This window comes from Bradyrhizobium australafricanum, assembly GCF_020329495.1.
GTDB lineage: Bacteria > Pseudomonadota > Alphaproteobacteria > Rhizobiales > Xanthobacteraceae > Bradyrhizobium > Bradyrhizobium australafricanum.
Genome location: NZ_JAGKJL010000089.1, coordinates 1 through 25693, shown reverse-complemented (window position 1 = coordinate 25693; position 25693 = coordinate 1). Strand labels below are relative to the sequence as shown.

At 61.3% G+C, this 25693-nt stretch carries 24 protein-coding genes and 2 pseudogenes; 16 read left to right on the top strand and 10 right to left on the bottom strand.

The features are described 5' to 3' along the window. Positions 1 to 301: pseudogene (locus tag J6525_RS42045) on the top strand (excinuclease ABC subunit A); the annotation flags it as partial. On the opposite strand, the pseudogene J6525_RS42040 reads toward J6525_RS42045, so the two are convergent. Beyond that, positions 298 to 568: pseudogene (locus J6525_RS42040) on the bottom strand (nucleotidyl cyclase domain-containing protein); the annotation flags it as partial. The pseudogenes J6525_RS42045 and J6525_RS42040 overlap by 4 nt on opposite strands. Positions 569 to 1184: 616 nt before the next feature. Then, on the bottom strand, positions 1185 to 1376 hold the full coding sequence (locus tag J6525_RS42035; RefSeq protein WP_225649062.1) for a DUF3606 domain-containing protein: 192 nt from the start codon (positions 1374 to 1376) through the stop codon (positions 1185 to 1187). Positions 1377 to 2121: 745 nt separating this feature from the next. On the opposite strand from J6525_RS42035, the gene J6525_RS42030 reads away from it, so the two are divergent. From J6525_RS42030 to J6525_RS42005, 5 genes are all read left to right on the top strand, one after another. After that, positions 2122 to 2442 (top strand): IclR family transcriptional regulator, encoded by a 321-nt coding sequence (locus J6525_RS42030; protein ID WP_225649061.1) that lies wholly within the window; start codon positions 2122 to 2124, stop codon positions 2440 to 2442. A gap of 4 nt (positions 2443 to 2446) precedes the next feature. Beyond that, positions 2447 to 2713: a hypothetical protein gene (locus J6525_RS42025; protein WP_225649060.1), complete on the top strand. Its 267-nt coding sequence runs from the start codon at positions 2447 to 2449 to the stop codon at positions 2711 to 2713. A gap of 1147 nt (positions 2714 to 3860) precedes the next feature. Beyond that, positions 3861 to 5369 (top strand): amidohydrolase family protein, encoded by a 1509-nt coding sequence (locus tag J6525_RS42015; RefSeq protein WP_225649059.1) that lies wholly within the window; start codon positions 3861 to 3863, stop codon positions 5367 to 5369. 494 nt (positions 5370 to 5863) lie between these two features. Beyond that, on the top strand, positions 5864 to 6655 hold the full coding sequence (locus tag J6525_RS42010) for a nucleotidyltransferase family protein (protein WP_225649058.1): 792 nt from the start codon (positions 5864 to 5866) through the stop codon (positions 6653 to 6655). A 4-nt stretch (positions 6656 to 6659) separates the two neighbouring features. Beyond that, entirely contained in the window at positions 6660 to 7382 is a 723-nt protein-coding gene (locus tag J6525_RS42005) for a metallophosphoesterase family protein (protein ID WP_092081577.1), read from the top strand. Positions 7383 to 8388: 1006 nt separating this feature from the next. Here the strand turns inward: J6525_RS42005 and glnT are convergent. The 5 genes from glnT to J6525_RS41980 form a co-directional block, all read right to left on the bottom strand. After that, on the bottom strand, positions 8389 to 9687 hold the full coding sequence (gene glnT / locus J6525_RS42000; RefSeq protein ID WP_225649057.1) for a type III glutamate--ammonia ligase: 1299 nt from the start codon (positions 9685 to 9687) through the stop codon (positions 8389 to 8391). Between the two features lie 31 nt (positions 9688 to 9718). After that, on the bottom strand, positions 9719 to 11044 hold the full coding sequence (locus J6525_RS41995; protein WP_225158813.1) for an FMN-binding glutamate synthase family protein: 1326 nt from the start codon (positions 11042 to 11044) through the stop codon (positions 9719 to 9721). A 9-nt stretch (positions 11045 to 11053) separates the two neighbouring features. Next, entirely contained in the window at positions 11054 to 11740 is a 687-nt protein-coding gene (locus tag J6525_RS41990) for a GltB/FmdC/FwdC-like GXGXG domain-containing protein (protein ID WP_225649056.1), read from the bottom strand. Continuing rightward, positions 11740 to 12636, bottom strand: a complete 897-nt coding sequence (locus J6525_RS41985; RefSeq protein WP_225649055.1) for a class II glutamine amidotransferase — start codon at positions 12634 to 12636, stop codon at positions 11740 to 11742. Before J6525_RS41985 ends, J6525_RS41990 begins: the two co-directional genes overlap by 1 nt. A gap of 105 nt (positions 12637 to 12741) precedes the next feature. After that, on the bottom strand, positions 12742 to 13362 hold the full coding sequence (locus J6525_RS41980; RefSeq protein WP_225649054.1) for a helix-turn-helix domain-containing protein: 621 nt from the start codon (positions 13360 to 13362) through the stop codon (positions 12742 to 12744). Positions 13363 to 13681: 319 nt separating this feature from the next. Between J6525_RS41980 and J6525_RS41975 the strand changes: the two genes are divergently transcribed. The 10 genes from J6525_RS41975 (at position 13682) to J6525_RS41925 (ending at position 23558) form a co-directional block, all read left to right on the top strand. Further along, a complete protein-coding gene (locus J6525_RS41975; protein ID WP_225649053.1) occupies positions 13682 to 14995 on the top strand; it encodes a transporter substrate-binding domain-containing protein in 1314 nt (437 codons plus the stop codon). 83 nt (positions 14996 to 15078) lie between these two features. Then, the gene (urtB, locus tag J6525_RS41965; protein ID WP_225158808.1) at positions 15079 to 15981 is read left to right on the top strand and encodes an urea ABC transporter permease subunit UrtB; all 903 of its coding nucleotides are present in this window, start codon (positions 15079 to 15081) and stop codon (positions 15979 to 15981) included. A gap of 37 nt (positions 15982 to 16018) precedes the next feature. Then, a complete protein-coding gene (gene urtC / locus J6525_RS41960) occupies positions 16019 to 17134 on the top strand; it encodes an urea ABC transporter permease subunit UrtC (protein WP_225649051.1) in 1116 nt (371 codons plus the stop codon). A gap of 10 nt (positions 17135 to 17144) precedes the next feature. Continuing rightward, positions 17145 to 17888, top strand: a complete 744-nt coding sequence (gene urtD / locus J6525_RS41955; protein ID WP_139487316.1) for an urea ABC transporter ATP-binding protein UrtD — start codon at positions 17145 to 17147, stop codon at positions 17886 to 17888. 2 nt (positions 17889 to 17890) lie between these two features. After that, a complete protein-coding gene (urtE, locus tag J6525_RS41950) occupies positions 17891 to 18589 on the top strand; it encodes an urea ABC transporter ATP-binding subunit UrtE (RefSeq protein WP_225649050.1) in 699 nt (232 codons plus the stop codon). Positions 18590 to 18606: 17 nt separating this feature from the next. After that, positions 18607 to 19047, top strand: coding sequence for a N,N-dimethylformamidase alpha subunit family protein (locus J6525_RS41945; protein ID WP_225649049.1), 441 nt, complete (start codon positions 18607 to 18609; stop codon positions 19045 to 19047). Between the two features lie 40 nt (positions 19048 to 19087). Further along, positions 19088 to 21487 carry a N,N-dimethylformamidase beta subunit family domain-containing protein gene (locus J6525_RS41940; protein WP_225649048.1) on the top strand — a complete coding sequence of 800 codons (2400 nt, stop codon included), beginning with the start codon at positions 19088 to 19090 and terminating at the stop codon, positions 21485 to 21487. A gap of 30 nt (positions 21488 to 21517) precedes the next feature. Beyond that, positions 21518 to 22585 carry a Rieske (2Fe-2S) protein gene (locus J6525_RS41935; RefSeq protein ID WP_225649047.1) on the top strand — a complete coding sequence of 356 codons (1068 nt, stop codon included), beginning with the start codon at positions 21518 to 21520 and terminating at the stop codon, positions 22583 to 22585. Positions 22586 to 22597: 12 nt separating this feature from the next. Then, positions 22598 to 22903, top strand: coding sequence for a hypothetical protein (locus tag J6525_RS41930; RefSeq protein WP_225649046.1), 306 nt, complete (start codon positions 22598 to 22600; stop codon positions 22901 to 22903). Positions 22904 to 22913: 10 nt separating this feature from the next. After that, positions 22914 to 23558, top strand: coding sequence for a tetratricopeptide repeat protein (locus J6525_RS41925; RefSeq protein WP_225158801.1), 645 nt, complete (start codon positions 22914 to 22916; stop codon positions 23556 to 23558). 21 nt (positions 23559 to 23579) lie between these two features. Here J6525_RS41925 and folD read toward each other — a convergent pair whose 3' ends face one another. From folD to J6525_RS41910, 3 genes are all read right to left on the bottom strand, one after another. Next, positions 23580 to 24455 carry a bifunctional methylenetetrahydrofolate dehydrogenase/methenyltetrahydrofolate cyclohydrolase FolD gene (gene folD, locus J6525_RS41920; protein ID WP_225649045.1) on the bottom strand — a complete coding sequence of 292 codons (876 nt, stop codon included), beginning with the start codon at positions 24453 to 24455 and terminating at the stop codon, positions 23580 to 23582. Between the two features lie 2 nt (positions 24456 to 24457). Further along, entirely contained in the window at positions 24458 to 25336 is an 879-nt protein-coding gene (gene purU / locus J6525_RS41915) for a formyltetrahydrofolate deformylase (protein WP_225649044.1), read from the bottom strand. After that, positions 25333 to 25693: sarcosine oxidase subunit gamma (locus J6525_RS41910; protein WP_283848685.1), on the bottom strand; the 361-nt coding region annotated here is incomplete at its 5' end. The genes J6525_RS41910 and purU, both read right to left, overlap by 4 nt.

Sequence of the window (25693 nt, the reverse complement as noted above, 5' to 3'; positions counted from 1 at the left end):
GCCGCCAGCCGTCGCCCTTCAGCAGCAGCGCGGATCGCCGACAACCAGGTCGTCGGTGGGAAGCGTCACGACGCTCTCCAACCTCTTGCGCATACTGTATTCGCGGGCGGGCACATATCTGCGCGGGCAGGCCTTGCTTTACGCGGAGTCCTTCTCGCCTAACACGCCGGAAGGCGCCTGTCCGAACTGTCATGGCATCGGGCGAATTCATCAGGTCGTCGAACGAAGTCTGGTACCCGACGACACTTTGACGATCCGTGAGCGCGCCATTGCGGCCTGGCCTTCGGCTTGGCAGGGCAAATTCGTGTATGCGGGATTGAAACCGTAATGCGGCTCGAACCGCTTCGACCGCGCTCGGAAACTCTGCCAAGAACCCGTCTCCGGTGTTCTTCACGATACGGCGGCCGTGACTGGCAATAGCGGGCTCACTTCTCTTGCGAGAAGTTCGCTCAGCTTGGCGTGCGTGGGCATCTTCGTCATCGTGCATGAGCCGTGAATAACCGGCGACATCGGCGGCCATTATGGCCGACAGCCTGCGCTCTATCCGACCCGGCCTCTCTTGCGCTATGGACCCGCGATCCAAGCGATGCCCGATTGTACGACGGACAAGCCGCGCCGCCAACGGCCTGCCGCCGATCAGCTATCGGCCCGAACGAGCGGCACAACCTAGGAACAGTCGATATTCGCCGGACGTTAGCGCTCATACAACAAGTCCGTTTGGTGGGCGACCGGGCGCGAGGAGACTCACATGGCTGACGAAAGCTCAGTTGCACCTACTGCCACGCCCGAGCGGCGAATAGACCGAGCTTCAGAAGCGATCCGGCGGATGGCTGAAGACGACGCGTTGCAACATTTGCCACAACATGATCGGTGGCTGCATTACGTGAGTGAAGCGACCCGGGCAGCTCCATTTCAGTCCCTTGCCGTTGCATTCTTGCTAGGCGCCTTCCTAGCTCGTCGGTAGCGTCCATGCAGCGCAGCCCTACGGATTGCCAGACGGCAATATCTTATTCGGATTGCTCAATGACCTTGCTCACATCAGGCTCATCGATCCCATCCGCCCGATTGCACTCGCAAGGCATGCCGGCGCCGCACTGACAGCCATGTGCCTCCGCCGTAAGGCAAGTGCGGATGGTTCTCGCAGACCCAGCCCAACCCGAAGCAAATCGGACGGGTGGGTTTGGTCATTCTTGAGCTTTGTCGGGCAGACCCAATTCCTTGCGGACCGCAGCAGCGGAGTTGCCGACCTTTTCGACGACCTTCTGAAGGTCATTCTTCGACACACCAAGTGCATGGGTCCAATACTTCACCTCGTATGGCTCGTGCATGTTGATCTTCGAGCGATCCGGCTGGACGCGGTTGATTAAATCCGGCATTGCCTCCATCCCAAAATAAAAGGTCGCGGCCGTTGGCCGGTCCGAAGAAGATCGGGCTATTGTCGGGGCGGTTTGCAAAATTGACCGTCGCCGCAGTAACGTCGGCCACCCAAAGCTAGTTCCTACCAACGCTTCCTTGCCCCCGAAGACCCGGGGTACATTCTCAATCAGTTTAAAACCGGTGGCCCCGGCTGCACCTCGCTAGGGCCGTCGACTCGGCCTCAGCGTCTCGCCGGGCCGTTTCTGTTCAGGGAACGAGCAGCAGTCCACGACGTCAAATCTAAACGATGGACTGGGACTATTACCGCGGCCTTAGCGCTCTCCGCGGGCGTTGAGGCCATTCTATGGTCAGAGGCCGGTTTTCGCGACTCGTGAATAGCTTCGCTAAAATCTCAGCCTGGTCTTTTGTCAGCTTCTCGGCGAACGCGCCGTCCTTTTCTATCTGGGCCGGTCCTTTGCATTCGCTATCGTAGACCATCCAGCCGTTGCCGCCTTGCCGAACGAGGAATCGGCCTCTCATCGGGCGTCCAATAAATTCCATTGCAACACCACCTGTGAAATTGAAGGGTTTCATGCGTCCAGCGAATTGAAACGGCCCCAACCCGAGGGCCGCCAACCCGAACAATGCGGGTTTTCCTCCAGCAGCCGGGGGGGCCCTGGATCGGCTGGGGGCCCTGAGGCGACTCGTTGCCAAGCCGATCGTTCCTATTATCGATCGTTAGGATAAACGGCCCAGCTGGTATCATTGGACGAAGCCGGCTACGTCGTCCGCCTCAGCGACGGCCGCTACGCACTCGGTGCGAAGACTTTCCAGCTCGGCACCACCTATCGGGCCAATTTCAATCTCGAACAGCATGTGCTGCCGGTGCTTCAGCGGCTAAGCCAGCAGACGTTGGAGAGCAGCGCGTTTCACGTGCGCGAACGTGACAGCCGGCTCTGCCTATTTCGGGTGGATTCGCCGCAACTAGTACGCGGCGTCGCACGGCTCACAAATCTCGCGCCGCTTGATTTGACCTCGACAGGACAAGTGCTGAGGGGTGGCCCGTTGGGCGGACCGGGTAGATGACGGCGTGCAGATCTTTGTCAGCTCCGGAATTTACGACGCCGTGACGGCCTCACTCTCCACCGCTGTCTTCGGCCACGACAGAGCACTGGTGGGGGGCATGACGGTCAGCGGCCCCGTCGAACGCATACGTCGCGCCGATCTCGGGGCGTTGGCGGCCCGGCTCACCGACGCCTCGCATCAGCTGTCGCTTGTGCTCGGCGCGCCACTGCCCCGGGAGGTCGGCGCGCCGCGCATCATCAGCTTGCCATCGGCGGAAACCGGCTCGCCCTGAACCTCCTCCAATTTGAGCTGTTTGGCGGAAGCTTGCCCGAGCTGGGTGGTGATGGACTGGAACGACACATCAATTTTCTCGGCAGGATAGCAGGCCGCGTGTGCAGGGCATGTGCACCGGTAACTCAAGATAAATCTTGTGAGCGGCAACGTGAGCGCGGAGCGGCGCGCACGCCTAAATTCCCGAGAGCAGAGAAGATGCGCCTGCGGAAGAGCGGGAAGTTGCGACCAACCGGCGTTTGACGATGTGAGAAGCTGCTTCGCGCCATAGCCTGCGAAGGAATAGGAAAAGCGATCAAATCGACGTGTTCGGGTGGTCTACCTTGCGCGGCGGCGGCTGACGATTCGACGCCGCGCGCCGTCCCCCGCAGCGTGGTTCTCATGAAGCGAGAACCAGGCCATCATGAGACCGATGGCCGCGATCCAGCCTCCGAGTGCGCGAACGGAGATCGTTCGCCACGATGCCGGGCCGTCCAACTCGGTCCGTCTGAACATGGCGGTGATAGCCATCGTAAGTGTGACAATGGTATAGCCCGCGCAGGCCAATCCTGCCGCGAATAGCAGCCGGTCGGTGTCGGGCCGCGAGGTCGCCTCCGTTCGCAGTACCGCGTATCACGGCTAATCCGAATGCAATCGCGCACAGCCGCCGTCTACGGCTCGTTCGCCGATGGCTTCGGGACACCGGACTTGCAGGATGCGAAAGCTTTGCCCGACGAACTTGCCCGCACCGCACGTTGACCTCAGGGATTTATTAAACGCCCGCTGTTTCTTTTCATCACCTCGTTAAGGGTCAAAGCGCGATGTGACGGGGAGGGTGGCTCTTGGCACAAGCAGACGTTGGTTGGTCTCACACAGGGCAGCTAAGGACCACAGAGCGCTCCACTTAGCTAAAAAAATTTCGTTTTTGAATTCTGAAAGCGATCACAAGCGAAATAGTTTGGGACAGTGCGGTTGCCGGATTACTCCGCTTGCGGTCATAGGAGTTTGAGCGTTGAATTCGTCGCGTCGTACGCGGTTGAGATGCAACTGTTAAGCGAGGCCGGACGGTGTGGCAAGCCGGCCAGGTAACTGCTCTGAAGCAGTCAGACTCATGCAGTCCGATGTGAGCAACGAACGGCAACTCCGATCTCAAAACAGGGAGGAGAACGATGAGCACTTGGCTTAGTGAACGAGAGCAGCGCCTCGTCGCGGGTGCCGAGGCGGCAGCGGCGGCAACGCCGATTCCGACCCAGATTGTTTCCAACGGCGAATATCTCCCGCCCCCACAGAGCGCTACACAAAAGAAGGTCGAGGCGCGGATCAACGAACTCGCCGACTTGAACGGCAAGAACCTCGGCTTAAGCCGAAGGCAGTTCCTTCACACGAGCTGCGGCATGGCGGCGGCATTCCTCGCAATGAATGACATCTACGGCAATGTTTTCCAGGTGGCGCCCGCCGAGGCCCGGGAGCCCGAATTGATGTTGGCGCGCGCGCAAGGTCTCGCCGACCAGTTCATCTTCGACGTGCAGACCCATTTCGTGCGCGATGACTTCGATCACAAGGAGCTGTTGGGGCTGGCGGACTTTGCGAGCCAGCACTGGAACCCGAAGATGAAGGAGGAGGGCGTCTCCTCGCTCGCCCGCTACAAGTTCCAGAACTATGTGAAAGAGATCTACTACGACAGCGACACCCACATGGCGCTGTTGAGCGGCGCACCGTTCGACGATCCGAGTTGGTGGCTTCTGTCTAACGAGCAGATCGTCAAGGCGCGCGAGCTCATTAACGACTTCGCCGGCTCGCGGCGCCTGCTGGCGCATAGCGTCATCACCCCCAAGCAGCCCGGCTGGATGGAGGAAGTCGACAAGGCGATCGAGGTCTACAAGCCGGATTCCTGGAAGTCGTACACGATCGGCGATCCGCTGGCGCCCTCCAAGTTCCCATGGCGGCTCGATGACGAGCAGGTGATGTATCCCTTCTACGAAAAAGCGGTGAAGGCCGGCATCAACACCCTCTGTATCCACAAGGGGCTGCTGCCACCCGATTACGAGAAGTCGTTCGCCGGCTTGTGGGAATACGCGACCGCCTGGGACATCGGAAAGGCGGCGAAGGACTGGCCGCAGATGAACTTCGTGATCTACCACTCGGCGCTAAGGGCTTTCCTCGAATTGCCGGACAAGGCCTGGGCTGAGTTCGAGCAGACCGGCCGCATCCAGTGGGCTACAGATCTCGCCGAGATCCCGCAGAAGTTCGACGTCACCAACGTCTATGCCGAACTTGGCACGTCCTTTGCCAACTCGGCGGTGGCGCATCCGAAGTTCTGCGCCGCGCTGGTCGGCACGCTGATCAAAGGCATGGGGGTCGACCGCGTGATGTGGGGCACTGACTCGGTCTGGTACGGCTCACCGCAGTGGCAGATCGAAGCGCTCCGCCGGCTCGAAATCCCGGAGGACATGCAGAAGAAGTACGGATTTGCGCCGCTCGGCGGCGCCAACAGCGCGACCAAGCAGCTGATCTTCGCGGGCAACGCAACTAGGTTTTACAGGATTAAGCTGAAGGCGGCCGATAACACCAGGATGCCCGCCCTTTCTGAAGACCGCCTCGCGGCGCTCAAGAACGAGTACACCCAAGCTGCGAAGCAACCTTCGAACCTCCGCTACGGCTACGTTCGTGCCGCCTAAGCGCCAACAGCTGCGGCGGCGGGGCAGGCTAGCTTCGCCGGCGCAGCGATCGCGGCCGCGCCGGGATAGGGATATCGATCGACAAATCCAGCTTCAGCTTCCGGTCAACGGTGAAAAAGGACACTATTGCTGCCAATTCTGTTCGATTTCCGGAGTTCCTGCTCCGCAGGAATGAACCGGCCCCAAGGATGGCGATGAAGATCAGGGGTTTTGAGCGTCCACTCAAACTGGACGCAACTCATGCTCATGATGGGTGGAGAATAGCAGGACAGATATCGATGAAGACTCGAGCGCATCGTGGACGTCTGCGTGCGGGCGGTCACGTTGAGTGGATGAGAGGGAGTCAACCGCCGCCTGATCCTCGGCGTCAGCACCGCGCAGCGAAGCACGAATGTCTGTTGTGGGTCACACGGCATGTGGAACCTTGCATTGTCTAGTCAATTGTCGAACAGGCACCCTAGCGGCCGAAGCTGACGAGCTTCGATTGATTGTTCATGGCGAAGGAAATCAGAACGATCACTGAATCTATCGGGACGGTCGATGCGGCCGCCGAGCCGACCGCGCCATCGGCCCGCGCTGAGGAGTTCTACGCTCAGGCCTTGCGCGAGCTCGCGAAGCTCGATCTTCCGTTTCTGTTGGCAGGCACGTATGCGCTCAGCGCCTATACTGGCGTGGCGCGCGCGACCAAAGATCTCGATATCGTCTGCAAGCCGACTGACTATCCCCGTGTTCTCAACCACTTCCAGAACCTCGGATATACCGTCGCAATTGAGGACGAACGCTGGCTCGGAAAAGTTTTCCAGGACGAACACTTCTTCGATGTGATCTTCGCGTTCTGGCATGGCATGGCTCCCGTGACCGACCAATGGTTCGAATCCGCGCAGCGCATCAAGGTGTTCGGCATGCCGATGCGCGTCATCGCCCCGACAGAGTTGATCTGGTCCAAGGCCTTCGTCCAGTTGCGGCATCGTTACGACGGCGCAGATATCGCGCATGTCATTCTCAAGCAGCACGATCAGATCGACTGGCGGCGTCTGCTTGCCTACATGGAGTTGCATTGGGAGGTGCTTCTGGCACATCTACTCAACTTCCGTTGGGCCTATCCGAGCGAGCGCGATTGCGTGCCGCGCTGGCTGATGGACGAACTGGTCGCCCGCCTGAAGATCCAGTTCGAGCGTCCTCCACCGCTCGTGAAGATATGTCGGGGACGGTTGTTTTCGCTGGTCGATTATGAGCCGGCCGTTGAGGAATGGGGATTTGTCGACGCAGGCGAGGGTAGTGAGTAGCGCGATGTCCGAAGAACCAGACAAGTTCACCTTCGCTGCCATTGGCGATCTCCACGTGAAGGAGGACCGCACGCTGTCTTTCCGGGAGCTCTTTGCGGAGGTCTCGACCAAGGCCCAGGTGCTCGTCCTTTGCGGCGACCTCACTGACCTCGGCAAGCCGTCCGAAGCGGAGCTTCTGGCAGAAGATTTACGTGCCTGCTCCATTCCCGTTGTCGGCGTGCTCGGAAATCACGACTACGAATCCGGCCAGTCTGAAGACGTAAAGCGCATTTTGAAGGGCGCCGGAATGCACCTGCTCAACGGGCAGTCGCACGAAATCAACGGCGTCGCCTTCGTCGGAGTGAAGGGCTTCATCGGAGGCTTCGGCCGTCGCATGCTTGCTTCGTTCGGCGAGGCGGTTGTCAAGAGCTTGGTCGCCGAATCCGTCAACGAAGCGACACGCCTCGAAAATGCGATGCGCGCGGTGGCGAGCAAGCAGGCTGTCGTCGTTCTTCACTATGCGCCGATTCCCGATACGGTCGAAGGCGAGCCACTGGAGATTCTTCCGTTTCTTGGCTCGTCACGTCTCGGCGAAACGATCGATCGATTCAAAGTGAGCGCGGTGGTGCACGGCCATGCTCATCAGGGCCGCTATGAAGGCCGAACACCCGGGGGCGCCCGCGTCTACAACGTGGCCCGATCAATCGAGAAGCCCACCGGTCGACCCTATGCCTTGATTGAAGTCTGAGTTGGGGCGTCTGGAATGAAATCGCTGCGGGAGGCGACAGCAGCGTTTGCCGTGGGGAGGAATTGGAGCTCCCGTGTTCCCGCACGTCTGCGGCGTTATCCATGCGCATTTTACAGTTGCGTCCGGCAGCGAGTTGCATCTTCCCTCATGTACTGCGAGCAGAAAGCCCTTCTCGCGGCGAGGGTTTGGAATTTGTCTTTGATGGGTGAACCTATCGCCTGAGCGAGTTCAATATCAGTCCGCGTAGTGGAAGCAGATCTAGGCCTATATTGAGACCACCGCTCCGCGATGCACATGAAGCAGGCCGCGGATGCCTCACCGCTCGGTTCTGCCGGATGATGAGCACATCTCAAGAGTTTGTGTGGGGGCGATAGGGTGTGAGGACGTTTCGCGAGGAATCGCGCACGAATGGCGGCTTTTGGCGGACTATCGAGACCGACGTCCCGAGTTAGGCTGCTCTCCAGTAAGAAAAGAGGGCCTCCGAAATAATGGGTATAGCAATGTAGCGATCCCCCGCTACCAATTCTGCGATTTTGTACGCCTGACTACGATTTTCTGCGGTTTCTCACGCTCATTGCATCTCGGACCAAATGGACGCCCTCGGCACAGGGGAACGTGATCGCTGCTGGCTGACTTTGCCTTGGTAGTTTGATCGCGCAGACGGGCGGATTGGTGTGCTGTCAAGATGCCGCCAGCGCGGCTACGCTGTCCGGCAAGCGGGCTTGCGTGTGATCGAATGAACCGATGGCGCACCAGCTCATTCTTGGCTCCCGATCAAGCGGAACCACAGTACTTCGACAGCTTCGATCATATGCAAGAGAGGGATGTTCATGTGGAGCGCTGACTGTGCGACCTTCGAAGGCCACCACCAGCTCGTGACGTTGAGTCGGCGAATGTCGGTATCGGTTGTTGCGCTTCTCGAAAAGGTCGTGCTCGAGAAGGAGCGGTCGTGCGCCACTGGAATCCAGAGCGATGATGAAACGGCACAGAGGGAGTTGGGGCGCGCTCAGCAGTCCAGGGTCGTCTCTCGTTCCCACCGGGTCAGATGACGTGAAAAATCGTTCCACTCCTGATGCTTCAGCTTCAGGAAGGCGGGAACGTAGGCGCCGAGGCTCTCGCAGAGCAGCTTGGAGCCTTCCAGTGCGCGCAACGCGTCGAGCAGATTGAGCGGCAGCTTCTTCACGTCCTTCACGAGGTGACCGTCGGTATACATGTTGATGTCAAGACGCTTGCCGGGGTCGCGATTACTCTGGATGCCGTCGAGGCCTGCGGCCAGGATCGCCGCCTGCATGGCGTAAGGGTTGGCGGCGCCATCGGCCAGCCGCAGTTCGAACCGTCCCGCCTCGGGGATGCGAATCATGTGGGTACGGTTGTTGCCCGAGAACGTCACCGTGTTTGGGCTCCAGGTTGCGCCGGAGATCGTGCGCGGCGCGTTGATGCGCTTGTAGGAATTGACGGTGGGGTTCAGGATGGCTGCGAGAGCGTCGGCGGAATGAATAATCCCGCCGATGAAGGCGTAGCCGGTGGCGGAGATTCCAAGCTCTCCCTTGTCGTCCTCGAAGACGTTCCGGTTGCCGTTCCATAGCGAGACGTGGACGTGGCAGCCATTGCCTGTCAGACCCGAAAACGGTTTTGGCATGAACGTCGCGCGCAACTGGTGCCTTTCGGCGATCGACTTCACCATGTACTTGAAGAACGCGTGCCGGTCGGCGGTGGTCAGGGCGTCGCTGTAGTCCCAGTTCATCTCGAACTGGCCGTTCGCATCCTCATGGTCGTTCTGATAGGGCTTCCAGCCCAGAGCGAGCATGCTGTCGCAGATTTCGCTGATGACGTCATAGCGCCGCATCAAGGCCGATTGATCGTAGCACGGCTTGGCCTGACGATCGGATTCGTCGCCAACGCTCTCACCGTCCGGCGAGATCAGGAAGAACTCGCACTCGACGCCGCTCTTGAGCTGGAAGCCGCGCTCGGCCGCTTTGCCGATCAGGCGCTTCAACACATTGCGCGGTCCCTGTTCGACCGGCTTGCCGCTCATCCACAGATCGGCTGCCAGCCAGCCCACTTCCGGCTTCCACGGCAACTGGATGAGACTGGCCGGATCGGGGATCGCGAGCATGTCGGGATCCGCCGGCGTCATATCGAGCCACGTAGCAAAACCGGCGAAGCCCGCCCCGTTCTTGGCCATTCCGCCGATCGCTTCGGCAGGGACCAGCTTGGCGCGCTGTGTTCCCACCAGATCCGTATAGGAAATCAGGAAGTACTTGATCTTCCGTTCTTTGGCGACTTCAGCAAGGTCGATTGACATGGTGCCTCTTTATTCAAGATAAGCGTCAGAATCAGTCCCGGCCAGGAATCCAGCTTGTGCCCACAAGCGGCACGCGCGTGATGGCGGCCGCCTCGACGGTGAGTGCGACGAGATCTTCGGGTTCGAGATTGTGAATGTGGCTCTTGCCGCAGGCGCGCGCGATGGTCTGCGCCTCGAGGGTGAGAACCGAGAGGTAGTTGGCGAGGCGTCGGCCCGCCACGACCGGGTCGAGCCGCTTGGCCAGTTCGGGATCCTGGGTCGTGATGCCCGCGGGATCGAGACCTTCGTGCCAGTCATCATAGGCGCCGGCCGTGCTTCCCAACTTCTGGTATTCGCTCTCGAGCGCGGGACTGTTGTCGCCCATCGCGATCAGGGCCGCGGTACCGATCGCGACCGCATCGGCGCCAAGCGCAAGTGCCTTGGCGACGTCGGCGCCGTTGCGAATTCCGCCGGAGACGATGAGCTGCACCTTGCGATGCATGCCGAGCTCCTGGAGCGCTTGCACGGCAGGACGGATCGCCGCGAGCGTCGGAATGCCGACATTCTCGATGAAGACCTCTTGCGTCGCGGCCGTGCCACCCTGCATGCCGTCGATGACGACGACGTCGGCGCCGGATTTCACCGCCAGCGCCGTGTCGTAATAGGGGCGGCTGGCGCCGATCTTTACGTAGATCGGTTTCTGCCAGTCCGTAATCTCGCGGATTTCCTCGATCTTGATCTCCAGATCATCCGGCCCTGTCCAGTCCGGATGCCGTGAGGCGGAGCGCTGATCGATGCCCGCCGGCAAGGTCCGCATTTCGGCGACGCGTTTGGATATCTTCTGGCCCAGCAACATGCCGCCGCCGCCCGGCTTGGCGCCCTGTCCGACCACGATCTCGATCGCGTCGGCACGGCGCAGATCGTCCGGGTTCATGCCGTAGCGGGAGGGAAGCAGTTGGTAGACCAGAATCGAGGAGTGCTCGCGCTCCTCGTTCGTCATGCCGCCGTCGCCGGTCGTCGTGCTGGTGCCGACCGCCGTCGCGCCGCGGCCCAACGCCTCCTTGGCAGGAGCCGATAGGGCGCCGAAACTCATCCCGGCGATCGTCACGGGGGTCTTGAGGTGAATCGGCTTCTTGGCAAATCGCGAGCCGAGCACGACGTCCGTCCCGCATTTCTCGCGATAACCCTCAAGCGGATAGCGCGACACGGAGGCGCCGAGAAACAACAGGTCGTCAAAATGCGGCACGCGCCGTTTTGCGCCGCCGCCTCGGATATCGTAGATGCCCGTCGCCGCGGCACGCTGGATTTCGGAGATGGTGTATCGGTCGAAGGTCGCCGAGAAACGAGGTTCGGTCCGGATTGGCTTTGCAGATGACATCGTCGGCCTTCAGTACGAAGAAAGATTATCGATGTGGAAATTGTAGAGACGGCGGGCTGACGCATACATGCGGAAGTCCTCCGGACCGACACCGTCCACGCCGGCGCCGGCGAGGATACCGGAGAGCCGGGACTTGTCGTCCGCTGACATGGGCTTCTCGATGCAGTCGGCTCCGAGGCTCTTGACCTTGCCGCGGACGAAGATCGTGGCTTCATAGATCGAATCTCCGAGAGCCTCGCCGGCATCACCAAGCACGACGAGATTGCCGGCCTGGGCCATGAACGCGCTCATGGCGCCGATCGAGCCCTTGACGATGATATCGATGCCTTTCATGGAGATTCCGCAGCGCGCGGCGGCATCGCCTTCCACGATCAGAAGCCCACCCCGGCCGGTCGCGCCTGCGGATTGGCTTGCGTCTCCCATGACGTGGACCCTGCCCGACATCATGTTCTCGGCGATGCCCTGTCCGGCATTGCCATGAATCGTGATCGAGGCCTGCTTGTTCATCCCCGCGCAGTAATATCCGACGTTACCCTTGATAACGATTTCGATGGGAGCATCGACGCCGGCGCCGATAGCGTGCTTGCCGCCCGAATTCGTCACCTGCCAAAGGGACTCGTTGGTGTCGGGCGTCAGGCGATGGAGCGCGGCGTTTAAATCCCGCACGGATTGCTGTTCAAGGTCGACCACGTGCATCACCGACGTTCCCAAGCGTAAACGGTGGCGGGCTCGGGCTCGAAAACGCGCGCCTTTTCAATTCCCGGCAGCACGGCGAGCGCGCGGAATTCCGAGCCGAAGGCGACATAGTCGTCGGACTCCGCCAGTACAGCCGGTTTGCACGCGATCGGATCACGCAGCACGGCAAAGCCGTCGCGGGTGCCGACCACAAAAGTGAAAAAGCCGTCGAGCGCATCGAGGCTGGACGTCAGCGCCTCCTTGAGGCTGTCGCCTTCGCGCATCCGCCAGGTCAAATACCCCGCGGCAACCTCCGAATCGTTCTCCGTCTCGAACAAGAGACCCTCGCGCCGAAGATTGCGCCGTACGGCATTGTGGTTCGAGAGTGAGCCGTTGTGGACCAGGCATTGGTCGTCTCCCGTCGAGAACGGGTGAGCGCCTTCCGTGGTCACCGCAGACTCCGTCGCCATGCGGGTGTGGCCGATGCCGTGCGTGCCGCGCATCGCGGACACATAGAAGCGGCTTGCGACGCGTTCGGGAAGCCCAACCTCCTTGTATATCTCCATGCGCGATCCGGCGCTGACGACGTAGATGTCGGGGGTGTGCTCGGCCAGCCAGGCGAGGGCCTGTGTGCGCCGTTGCTTCGGGATCGTCACGACGACATGGTTGGACCGTCGGACAAGGTCCACGCTTGCCTCTATCGCGGCGCCAAGCCTTGTCGCGAGATCACCGTCAGCTGCGTGATCAGCCGCGCGGAGCGTCAGCTTGATGAGATCGTCGGTGCCCGGTCCATAAACGGCAATGCCGGCGCTGTCGGGGCCGCGCGCCGACATGGTCGCGAGCATGCGCGACAGGTGCCCCCCAAGCTCGGGTTGAAGCCGCTCGTTCTTGAGAAACAATCCAACGATGCCGCACATGCATTGCTCCTTGGCTGAGGAGCAATGTATCAGCCCGAACGGGTGGGTCAACTGTCAGGAATAAAAATTTCCTGATAAGAAATTGAGCAAGACTCTGCAACGAGATTAGGCGGGGCGCCGCGGATACACGATGATCGACAGGTAGGTCATGGGTCGCTTGACCAGGACCTCGGGGCCGTGCAGCGCGCCGGAATCGAACATAAGGGAATCGCCTGGGCGCAACCGATAGCTCTTGCTGCCGTGCCGATAGAGGACCTCGCCGCTCAGCATATAGATGAACTCCGTTCCGGCATGCTGGAATTCGGTGTAGGCCTCGGCTCCTTCCTTCAGCGTGATGAGATACGGCTCAACGACGACGTCATCGTCGTTGACGTGTCCGAGCAGTTGATAAACGTGTCCGACCTTGGTGCCGCGGCGTTCGATCACGACGCCCTGCTTGGCGCGAACGAACGAGCAGTCGCGACGCTCCTCGGATGCTGCAAACAATCGGCTGAGCGGTACCGTCAGCGCCTGCGCAATCGACTGCAGCGTGGAAAGTGACGGGGAAATCTGGCCATTTTCGATCTTCGAGAGCATGCCGCCGGAGATGTTGGCCGCATTTGCAAGATCATTGACGGAGAGATCCTGCTCGCGGCGCGTATCCCTGATCTTGGCGCCGAGCGCGCGCTCGAGACTCCGGTCGCTGGCGACCGGAGCGCTCGACCCGGTATGGTAGGTGGAGCTCATGTCGGTTGCATCCGTCGATCGCACTGCAGTCTTTCGTCTCATGTGATGGTCCCTCTCGCGTCACCCCTCGTAACATGTCGGCGGGGCGGGTCGATAATGATTTCTGCAACCGGAGCGCGTCGACGGCCTTCCAGCCCGGCGAATCGCTCGGTGTGGAGGAGGATCATTTTCCCGACGTTGCCCGTCCACATTTCTGGAAATCCGCCGCTGCCAACAGTCGTAACTGACAGTGCACAAAATTTATTCTTGAGAAAGTCTCGACCATTTGTATCGTCTAGAAAATAGATTTCGCAGCAAGAAAGCCAGCGGAGAAGTCGATATGCGGACGGATCGTCGGAATTTCATGAAGGTCACGTTGGGCGCCGCCGCTGCGGCTGCTGCGCCCTACGGATTCGTCAAAAACATCAACCAGGCATGGGGCGCGCAGTCCTGGATCAAGAAAGGCGAGCCGATCAAGGTCGGTCTCCTGTTCTCGCTCACCGGCGGCCTCGCGGTGCCGGAAGAAGATTCCACCCTCGTCATGCAGTATGCGATCGACGAGATCAACAAGAGCGGCGGTATCGCCGGCCAGCCGATCGAGCCGGTGATCGTCGACGCGAAGTCGGACTTTAACGTCTACTCCGAAAAGACCAAGGAACTGATCCTTCGCAATCGCGTCGTTGCGATCTTCGGCTGCTACACCTCGGCGAGCCGCAAGGCCATCCTGCCCACCGTCATGGCGCAGAACCACCTGCTGTATTATCCGACCTGCTATGAAGGCGCGGAGTGCACGCAGAATACGATCTGCACCGGTCCGCTCGCGAACCAGCATTCCAAGGACCTGATCCCGTTCATGGTTCAGCAGTTCGGCAAGAAGGTCTTCTTCGTCGGCTCGAATTATGTGTGGCCGAAGGAGTCCAACAAGAACGCCAAGGTCTGGCTGCAGCAGGCCGGCGGCGAACTGCTCGGCGAGGAGTACATTCCGCTCGGCAGCTCCGAGTTCGGCCCGGTGCTCAACAAGATCCGTGAAGCCAAGCCGAACTTCATCTTCTCGACCGTGGTCGGGGCATCCGATATCGCCTTCCACAAGCAATTCAAGCAAGAGGGCTTCAAGGTCGATTCGATGCCGATCGCCTCGCTCACGACGGGCGAAATCGAGACCCGCGCCATGGGCAACGAATACGGCGCGGGTCACTTCCTGTCGGCCCCGTACTTCCAGGGCCTGGATAATCCGACCAACCACAAGTTTGTCGAAAGCTTCCTCAAGAGCAAGTACGGCAAGAACGGCGTCACGCACTACAACATGGAGGAGACCTATCTCTCCGCCTATGTCTTCAAATACGGGCTGGAGAAGGCGATCGCCAAAGTTGGCGTCGAGGAAGTGACGCCGCGCGCGATCCGCGACAACACCGGCGGGATCAAGGTCGAAGAGGCCGTGTCGCCGGAAGGGTTGATCTGGATTGACGACCAGAATTTCAACACATGGCTCAAGCCGAAAATCGGACAGTGCCAGGCCGACGGCAGCTTCAAGATCGTGAAGTCGTCCACAGAGCACGTCGCGCCCGATCCCTACTCGATCTATCCGGATCTCGGCAAGTGCATGGCGGACGGCCTCAAGGCCGCCGACGGCAAGATCCGCAAAGGCGTGATCTGACGCATCCTCGCACGACGGGCCGTCCCATGGCGCCAAGCGAATGGCGCCACGGGCCAGCCATCGAACTCACGGCGGAGTTAGGCATGACGGTCGGATCCTTTTTTACGTCGTTCGATCTGAGTGCGTTCATCAACGCGTTGATACTGGGTATCAGCATCGCCAGCATCTGGCTGATCGCCGCACTCGGATTGACGATCATCTATGGTGCCGCGGGCGTGATCAACATGGCGCATGGCGAGTTCATCATGCTCGGCGCCTACAGCTCCTACATGCTGCAGAGCTTCCTGGGGTTTCCGTTCGTCCTGTGCGTGCCCGCTTCCTTCCTGATCGTCGCCTTGATCGGGTTGGTGCTGGAGCGAGGATTGATCCGCTATCTCTACAAGCGTCCTCTCGACACCCTGCTGGCCACCTTCGGTGTATCGCTGGTGCTGATGCAAGGTGTCCGTCTGATCTTCGGTAGTGATCCGAAGTACCTCGCAGTGCCTCCGATCTTTTCCAGCAACATCCAGTTTGCCTTCATCAATATCTCGGTATTCCGCCTCGTCGTGTTGCTAGTGACGCTGGGGATCGTCGCCGCGCTCTGGGCGCTGTTCTACCGGACGCGTTTCGGCGTTCAGGTTCGCGCGGTGATGCAGGACAAGGAGATGGCCGCCTCCTTCGGCGTCAATGCCGACCGCGTCTACATGCTGACTTTCGCGCTCGGAGCCGGGCTGGCCGGCGTCGCGGGCTCGCTATTCGGTGTTCTCAACATCGTTCTTCCCACCATGGGCGCATCCTATGTGGTGCAGGCATTCCTGGTGGTGGTGGTCGGGGGCGGCACGCTGGCCGGCAGCGTGGCCGCGGGTGGTGCAACCGGCGAGTTGCAGTCGATTTTCGCCTATTTCACCAACGACACGTTCGCCCGCTTCCTGTTGTTCGTGCTGATCGTGGTGTTCCTACGGATTCGTCCGCAAGGGCTGTTCGCCCCCTCTGCGAAGCGACGCTGAGGAGATCGACGGTGCGCTCGGGAAGAGGAACACGGAAATGAATCTTTATCACAGGCCGGGCGCGCAATGGCTGGCTTATCTCGTCTTCTACGTTGTGCTTGCGGCCGTACCGTTCCTGGTCAGCGACAACTTCCTGCTGAACCAGCTGTCAACCTATGGCGTGTTCGCCATGCTCGCGCTATCGATCAGCCTCTGCTGGGGTTTCGGCGGCATTTTGAACCTCGGCCAGGGCATTCCGTTCGGTCTCGGCGCCTATGGCATGGCAATGACCATGCAGATGCAGTCGCAGGACGCGTCCAACCCGATGCCGCCCTTCATGCTGAACAACAGCCTTGATCATCTGCCGCTGTTCTGGGTGCCGTTCTGGAACACCAGTGTCGGGATTGCGCTGGCCCTGGTCGTACCGACGCTGTTTTGCGCCATCTTCGGCTGGCTGATGTTTCGCGCCCGCGTCTCGGGTCCGTTCTTCGCGATCATGACGCTTGCCATGCTCAGCGCTTGGGGCACGCTGATCCTTGACATTCAGCCCTACACCAACGGGGTCAACGGCATCACTCCGCCGGCCCCGTTGAAACTTGGGGAGATCGTCGTCGATCCCTACAGCCCGGCCGCCTACTGGACGGTGCTTGCGCTGCTCGTGCTGGCGACGGTCGTCGCGAAGCTCATGACGCTGAGCCGGTTCGGCCTGGTCGTGCAGTCCGTACGAAACGACGCCGAGCGCGTTCGCTTCCTCGGCTACAATGTCGCGGGCTACGAGACCGCGATCTACACCATCTCGGGCTTCTTTGCCGCGGTGGCGGGCTGCTGCTGGGTGATGCTGACGCAGTACGTCTCGCCCGCCCAGTTCGACACCACCTTCAGCCTGTCGATGGTGATCTGGGCCGGCATCGGCGGCCGCATGTCCCTGATGGGAGCGATTCTCGGTGCGTTCCTGATCCAGGGCGCGCAGAGCTATCTCGGAGACGCCTTCCTCAACACCTGGCTGCTGATCCTCGGCGGTTTCTTCATCCTCGTCGTGCGATTCCTGCCCAAGGGGCTGATCGGCCTGGTCGAAAGCGCGCTGGGAAGGCTGTCCTCGTCGACGGGCGGCAAGACGGACGGCAATGGCGTGTCCTCCGTCCGCAGCCGCCTTTTGCCGCAGCCGGGCGAGTGAGGAGACGGCCATGAGTTTTCTCGAGATCCGCAATCTCTGCAAAAGCTTCGATACCGTCTCGGTCATCAATGATTTCAGCATTGAGCTGGTCGAGCAGACTTTGTGTTGCCTGGTCGGACCGAACGGGGCGGGCAAGACCACGACGATGGACCTCGTCACCGGGCGGCAGAAGCCGACCTCAGGTCAGATCATCTTCTGCGACGACGACATCACAGGTCTTGACGAGCACGAAATCGCCCGCCGCGGCATCGGTCGCAAATTTCAGGTGCCGGCCGTGTTTCGCGACCTGACGGTGCGGCAGAACCTCGAGGTCGCCTATAGCCGCAGCACGCATCCGCTGAAGAACCTGTTCCGCTTCCGGGCGCCGGGTTTCGCGGACAAGCTGGACGAGGTGCTGTCGGTCACCGGACTTGGTGGCCGGCTCAACATCGAGGCCGGCATTCTCTCGCACGGAGAGACCCAGTGGCTCGAGATCGGCATGGTGCTGATGCAGAACCCGCGTCTGCTTCTACTCGACGAGCCGGTTGCCGGCATGACCGAGTCGGAGATCGATAAGACCGCGGAGATCTTCAACAATCTCAAGCGCACCAATTCCCTTGTGGTGGTCGAGCACGACATGGCCTTCGTGCGCCAGATCGCCGACGTGGTCACCGTGATGCACATGGGAAGTCTGCTCGCGCAAGGGCCGATCAGCGAAATCGAAGCCAACGAGCGCGTTCGCGAGGTTTATCTCGGCGAAACGGGGGAAGCCTAGCCATGCTGCTCGCAATGGACCGAGTCACTTCCTACTACGGGAAGACGGCGATCCTGAAGGACTTCTCGTTCGGCATCGAGGAAGGCAAGTGTCTGTGCGTGCTTGGCCGCAACGGCGTGGGCAAGACGACGCTGATGCGCACCATCATGGGGCTGACCGACCGATCGATTGGCGACATCACGATCAAGGGTACGGAGATCGGCTCGTCGCCCACTCATGTTCGGGCCAAGCTCGGTATCGGCTACGTCCCCCAGGGGCGTGGAATTCTCTCGGAGTTCACCGTCCGGGAGAACATCCTGCTGGGTACCTTCGCACGCCATGACGGTCGTCCGGATATCCCCGAGGTTTGCCTTCAGATGTTCCCCTATCTGAAAGCGAACCTTGACCGCCGGGCAGGGCTGCTGTCCGGCGGTCAAAAACAGCAGCTCGCGATTGCGCGCGCGCTGGCCGTCGACCCGAAGATCCTGCTGCTCGACGAACCCACCGAAGGCATTCAGCCGAACATCGTGCACGAGATCGGCGAGACACTCATGACCCTCAATCGCAAGCTCGGAATCACGCTTCTCCTCACCGAACAGCATATTCGGGTCGCCCGGCGGCTGGGGGACGCGTTCCTGATGGTCGACAATGGCCGCGTGGTCGCAAGCGGGCCGATGGCCGAGCTGACCGACGATGTCATTCATCATTACCTCACCATCTAGCCAACCGGAGCAGACCGATGATTCCGATACCGCGACCATCAACGTCCGATGCGCAGCGCATGATCAAGGAGCACAAGGACTGTATCGACTCGATGAAGGGCGTGGCCGGCAACAGCGTGCTCAAATGTGCGACGCCCGGCGACACCACGACGGTCACCGGCGGAATCCACGAAGATTTCCAGCTCAACCGCGTCTTGCTGCGGATGCGTGCCGCTCCGGCCAAGGGCAAGCTCGTCGTCGTCTGCACCAGGGTCGAGAAGGAATGGCGTATCGCGCGGTTGTCGGGCATCCGCGGCGTTCCGCCCGAGTTCGTTAATGACAAGGTCTACGACAACGAGCAGGACCCGCAACACGACATCTTCCTGATGCGACTCGAAGAATATCCCGAACAGGACGGATTTCCGGAACACTTCCGCGAAGGATGGAAGCGCCGCGACGACATGTGGACTGTGACCTGATTGCTATCGAAGCGAAACGTCTACGATTGAGGGCGCGAATATGAGTTGGATGAAGATCACGGGGTACGCGGACAAATTCAGCGTGCACCCGGAAGACACTATCAAGTTCTATGTGAACTGCGACGGTCCCGCCGAATACAAGACCGAGATCGTCAAGATGATCCATGCGGACACCAATCCACGCGGGCCAGGATTTATCGAGGAGAAGATCGAGGCCGCCTGCAACGGCAGCTACAAGGGCCTGAAACAGGAGATCTACAGCGGCTCCTACGGATTCGTCGTGGACAAGCCGCAGTTCTGCCTGGAGAGCGTGACACTGCAATGCTGGATCTGGCCGACCACGCCGAAGACCCATCCGAAGTACTGGAAGCACGGCGCCCAAGGCCTCGTCACGAAATGGCTCGACGGCAAGGGCTACGGTCTCTTCATCAACGAGGAGGGTTGCGTCGAATTCCGCGTCAATGACCAGGTCATCACGACCGGTGCTCCGCTGCGCGATCACGCCTGGCACTTCATCGCGGCGACGTTCGACGGCAAGTCCGGCGAAGCGGTGCTCTACCACGAGCCGCAGATCGTGTACGCGCTCGATCCGGAGATCCCGCCTGTCAACAAGAAGCTGTCGACCAAGCTCGCCTACACGCCGGGCACGCCGACCGTGATCGCCGGCTATTGTGGTGCACTCAGCGACGCGCCGCAGGCCAGGGCGTCGGTTCCGTCCGGCATTCTCATCAAGGGGCACTACAACGGCAAGATCGACAGCCCGCGAGTCTGCAACCGCGCCCTCAGCCGGCTCGAGATCGAGACCATGAAGCTCGGTGCGCAGCCGGGTCTCACGGAACGGAGGAACTCGGGTCCGACCGGCAAGCTCTCCGAGGCGATCGTCGCGTCCTGGGATTTCTCCGACGGCATCAACACGCTGGTCGGCAAGGACAAGGGGCCGTATCTGTTCGATGCGACCATCGTGAATTGCCCGACACGTGCGATGACCGGCTACAATTGGGAAGGCCAGGTGTTCGACTGGAAGACCGCGCCGGAGCAGTACGGCGCCATCCATTTCCACGACGACGACATCGACAACGCCCGCTGGCAGGTCAGCTTCGAATGGTCGGTGCCAAAGGGTACCAGCAGCAAGTTCTATGCGGCGAAGCTGACCTCGCAGGACGGAGGTGAGGACTACATCCCGTTCTGGGTCGTGCCGCGTGTCGGCGAGGAGACCGCCAAGATCGCCTTCATGGTGCCCAGCATCAGCTACATGGCCTATGCGAACGAGCACCTTGCGAACAATGCCGGCGGCGCCGAGTTGCTGGTCTATCGCGTGCCGATCATGCAGCAGCAGAACATGTTCCTCTCGGAGCACCGCGAATATGGCGGATCGATCTACGACACCCATACTGACGGCAGCGGCCTTTGCCTGTCGTCGCGGCTGCGCCCGATCCTGAGCATCCGGCCGAAATACGATCATTTCCTCGCGCAGGCGCCATGGCAGTATCCGGCCGATCTCCACATGATCTACTGGTTGGAGAAGAAGGGTTACGAGTACGACGTGATCACCGACGAGGACGTAACCTATGACGGCCTTGCGCGGCTCGAGAACTACAATGTGATCATCACCGGCTCGCATCCCGAGCACAACAGCGGCCCGCAGCTCGACGCGCTGCACAACTACATGCAGCGCGGTGGACGCTTCATGTATATGGGCGCTGACGGGTGGTATTGGGTGCACTCATACCATCCAGCCTATGATGGCCTCGGCCGCGGCGTCATGACGGAGATGCGGCGCTGCGAGAGCGGTATCCGCACCTGGCGCGCCGATCCTGGCGAATACTACCATCAGGGCACCGGCGAGCTCGGAGGCATGTGGCGCTTCCGCGGCCGCTACCTGCACACTGTGGCCGGCACCGGCATGTCGTCGGAAGGGTTCGACATCTCCTCGTACTATTCACGAACGCCGGAGAGCAACGATGCGCGGGTGGCCTGGGCGTTCGAGGGCATCAACTACGACGAGAAACTCGGCAATTTCGGCCTGGTCGGCGGCGGTGCCGCCGGCACCGAGCTGGACATCGTCGACACCATGCTCGGCAGCCCACCGCATACACTGGTTGTCGCGACGTCGGCCGGTCGGCATACCGAAGGGTACCTGCTGGTCATGGAAGACTACGGTTTCAATCAGCAGGGGCTTGACGGCACCCAGCATCCGCGCGTGCGCTCGGACATCGCCTATCACGAAACTCCGAATGGCGGCGCGTCGTTCGCTTTCTCGTCGATCGCGTTCTGCGGAGCACTGCCCTGGAACAACGGCGACAACAATATCTCGACGCTGGTCGGCAACGTCCTCAACCGCTTCATGGCGGACGGTCCGCTGCCGATGCCGGATCCGGCCGCCATCGCTCATCGCGGTCGCGCGGACTACGACCCGCCGATGAACAAGGCGCGCAAATAGCACTCATCGCCAGCAGAACGGGGCGGGCCGTTGCGGCGCCGCCCCCGCTCAACGGGGCGTCGCATGCTTACTCATCCCGAAACCATCTATATCGACGAAGGCGTCGATTTTCTCGACGCCCGGCTCTATTCTGCCTGTCGTGCGCCGTTCGGTCTCGCGACGATGTTGCCCCGCCGGGCCTATACCTCGGAGGTTTTTCAGCGGCTCGAGAACGAGAAGATCTGGACCCGCGACTGGATCTGTGTCGGCTCCGCGCCGGAGATCGGTGAGCCCCACGATCTCCTGCCTTACACGATCGGGCAGCATGCCATTCACGTGCAGAGGCAGGAGGACGGCTCGCTGATCGGACGCTTCAACAAGGCGCAGCACGGCGGATGCCGCACCATTCCGGCGCAGTGCCGGACAGGGAAGAAGACCAAATGCTCGTACACGTCCTGCGGCTACAGCCGTGACCGCGGCGTCATTCAAGGTGGCGTCCTGACGGAGCTGGCGCCGCAGATGGGGCAGTATCTCGGCGCAGTGCCGGAGCGGCTGATTCCGGCGAAGGTGAAAACTTCCGGTCCGCTCATATTTGCCAATATCGAGCCGACTCTCGACGTCGAGCGTCAATGCGACCAGCCTGTCTGGCCGCAGAATCTGGTGAGGCTCAGCGGGCATTGGCAGGAGCACCGCTCCAACTGGAAGCTGGCGGGCGCAGCCCTGGTGGATGTCGCGCGCTCCTACGAGGCGGGAGGCGGAGCCGTCAACCACGTTGCGGCGGAGTGGTGCTTTCCGAATCTGGTGCTGATCAGGGCGCGGCACGCCACGCTCGCGATCGTCCTTCAGCCCACGGCGATGGACCAGACGTTATGGCGGCTTTCCTTCTTCAGTTGCCCCGATCTGTCGTACGCCGAACATGATGCTGCCTGCGGCGCACTCCTGCGGCTCCTCGAGAAAGCCGCCGCGGAGGCGATGTCGCGACAGGGCGATATCGAATTGTGCTTGTCGGGGGAGACGACGGAGCGCAGCCGCGCCGGCTGGCAGTTCAATCAGTTGCTGATGCAGCGGATCGCTGAGCGCCACGTCTCCTACTGGAATGCCCCATTGATGCATGCGTGACGGAGCCCACACATGGTCTTCAGCGTCCAACAGGTCAAGTACGAGTTTCTTGCCTACATCAAGGAGTTCGACCAGTCTTTCCCGCATTGGTGTGTGGGCATCTCCGACGCTCCCAAGGTGACGCTGTTCGACAAGCACGGTGTCCGCACCGGTGAGGATCCCTGGCTATACAAGCAGCTGCTCTCGCACAGGGCCGCGCGGACGGTCTACGACTACTTCGTCCAACATCTGAAGACGGCCGGTGTCCCGCCCGAAGGCGAGACGAACGAGTTTGACTGCGTCTATCTGTTCAAGATGGCCCCCCACACCCGCCAGTAAGGAGAGTCCCATGCCGACCGCGAGCGATGGTGAAGCCGCTTTTCTTGAACGCGACTACGGGAAGGCCCGACAAATCTGGGAACCGTTGGCGCAAGCGGGAGACGGCGAGGCCGAGGCATGGCTTGGGTCTCTCTATGCCAACGGGTTGGGTGTCGAGCGTGACGCTTCGCATGCCTTTGGGCTGTACCTGCGTGCCGCCGAGAAGGGCAATCCGCTCGCCGCCAACAATGTCGGAGCGATGTATGCGAAGGGAGAGGGGATCGTCGCGGACTTGGCGCTGGCCGCCTTCTGGTTTCGCCAGGCTGCCGAGCAGGGCGATGTCCTCGGGCAGTTCAACTACGCCGCGTTGCTGACCAAGGGACAGGGTGTTGCGATCGACATGCCGCAGGCCGTCGAGTGGTATCGGCGCGCAGCGATGGCCGGGCATTATCCATCGCAGGCCCGACTTGGTTATTGCTGTGCCAGGGGACGAGGCACCACGGTCGACCGTATCGAGGCTTTTGTCTGGCTCAGCGCAGCCGCGAGGCACGGTGTCGGCCTCGCCATGGCGGAGCTTGAAGAACTCGTGCGGAGCATGAGCGAGGACGAAAAGCGCGAAGGCCGTCGCCGTCTGGGTGAGCTCGTCGGGCCGCGGGCGGCTGCGCTGCCGGCCTGACCGCCGCGGCGGGCCCGCTGTTCAGCCGATCCGCGGACGAGCCTGCGCTGCCTGGAGGGTGTTGCGCAACAGGCAGGCGATCGTCATCGGGCCGACCCCGCCCGGTACGGGCGTAATGGCCCGCGCGACAGCCACGGCTTCGGCGAACGCGACGTCTCCAACCAGCCGTCCCTTTGCCACGCCCGCTGCGGACAGCCGGTTGATGCCGACGTCGATGACGATCGCGCCGGGCTTGATCCAGTCGCCGCGCACCATCTCGGGCCGGCCGACCGCCGCGATCAGAATATCGGCCATCCCGCACAGGCCCGGCAGGTCGTTGCTTCGGGAATGCGCTGTCGTCACCGTGCAGTCGGCCTGGAGAAGCAGTTGTGCGATCGGCTTGCCGACGATATTCGAACGGCCGACCACCACGGCGTGCAATCCGCCCGGCTTGGGATCCACCGATCGCAGCAGCAGCATGCAGCCGAGCGGCGTGCAGGGAACCAGGCCGGTCAATCCGCTCGTCAGCCGACCGACATTCTCGGGATGGAAGCCGTCGACATCCTTGGTGGGGTCGATGGCGCGGATCACAAGGTCTGATTGAATATGGACCGGGAGCGGAAGCTGCACCAGGATCCCGTCGACGGTATCGTCGGCATTCAGTCGCGCGATCAGCGCAAGCAGATCGGCCTGCGATGTCTCGGCCGGCAGCCGGTGCTCAAAGGATCGCATACCGACTGCGACGGTCTGGCGCGCTTTGGATCCGACATAGACCTCGCTCGCCGGATCGTTGCCGACCAGCACGACGGCCAGGCCTGGCCGGCGGCCGGCCTGCGCAGCCCATTGCGCGACCTCGATGGAGAGCTGCGCCCGGAGCTTGTCCGCGATCGCCTTGCCGTCGATGATGCCTGCCCGCATGCTCAATCCCTGAAGACCACCGTCTTTCGCCCGTTGAGAAGCACGCGACCGTCGATGTGCCAGAACACGGCGCGCGACAGCACGCGACGCTCGATATCGCGGCCCTTGCGCACCAGATCGTCCGGCCGGTCCTGATGGGAGATGCGCTCGACGTCCTGCTCGATGATCGGGCCCTCGTCGAGGTCGGCGGTGACATAGTGGGCGGTGGCCCCGATCAGCTTGACGCCGCGACCATGCGCCTGGTGATAGGGCCTGGCGCCCTTGAAGCCCGGCAGGAAGGAATGGTGGATATTGATGCAGCGCCCGGCGAGCCTGGTCGAGAGATCGTCGGACAGGATCTGCATGTAGCGCGCGAGCACGACGAGATCGACCTGTCGCTGCTCGACGATTTGCCAGATCCTCGCTTCCTGCTGCTGTTTCGTCTGCGGTGTGACCGGGAGATGATCGAAGGCGATGCCACTGAGATCGTGGTGGACGTAGGTTTCGCGGGGATGATTGGAGACTATGCCGGAGATGTCGATCGCGAGTTCGCCGATGCGCCAGCGGTAGAGCAGGTCGGCGAGGCAGTGGTCGAAACGTGACACCAGGATCAGCACCCGCGCCTTGTCCGACGTCGCGCGCAGCTTCCATTGCATGGTCAGGCCCTCGGCCAGTTCCGACAGCGCGACCCGGCAAGCAGTCAAGTTGTCGTCCGCGACGAAGTTGAAGCGGATGCGCGCGAAGAAGAGATTGGTCTCGACGTCATCATACTGATGGGCTTCCTGAATATTACCGCCCACGTCGAACAGCGTTCGCGCCACCGCGGCGACAATGCCGGGCCGGTTCGGACAGGAGAACGTCAAGATATAGCTGGCGCGGATCGACGGCGTTGAAGGATTCATGGACCGGCCGGCAGATCCTGCCAGGTCAAACCGTATTCGGCGGCGCTTTCGGAGAACCAGTGCCAAAAGCTGTGCGCGAGGCTCCGGAACAGGCTGATCTCGAAGCAGGCGGTGCCGTCAGGCGCGTCCTCGCGTCGCCAGATCGTGGCGCCGATGTGGGACACGATCGTGGTGGCGGCGTCGCCGCTGTTGAATGCGCGTCCGTCGAGATCGATCGGGACTCCTTTGGCGAGGGTGTCCCGGATAGCCGAGCCACCGACCCGGAATACCGTATAGCCGCCGCTCTGATCGGATACCGACGCCGTCCCGCCTACCAGCGACCTGAAGGAGGCATGGAAAGCCGGCGTGTCGGCCTCG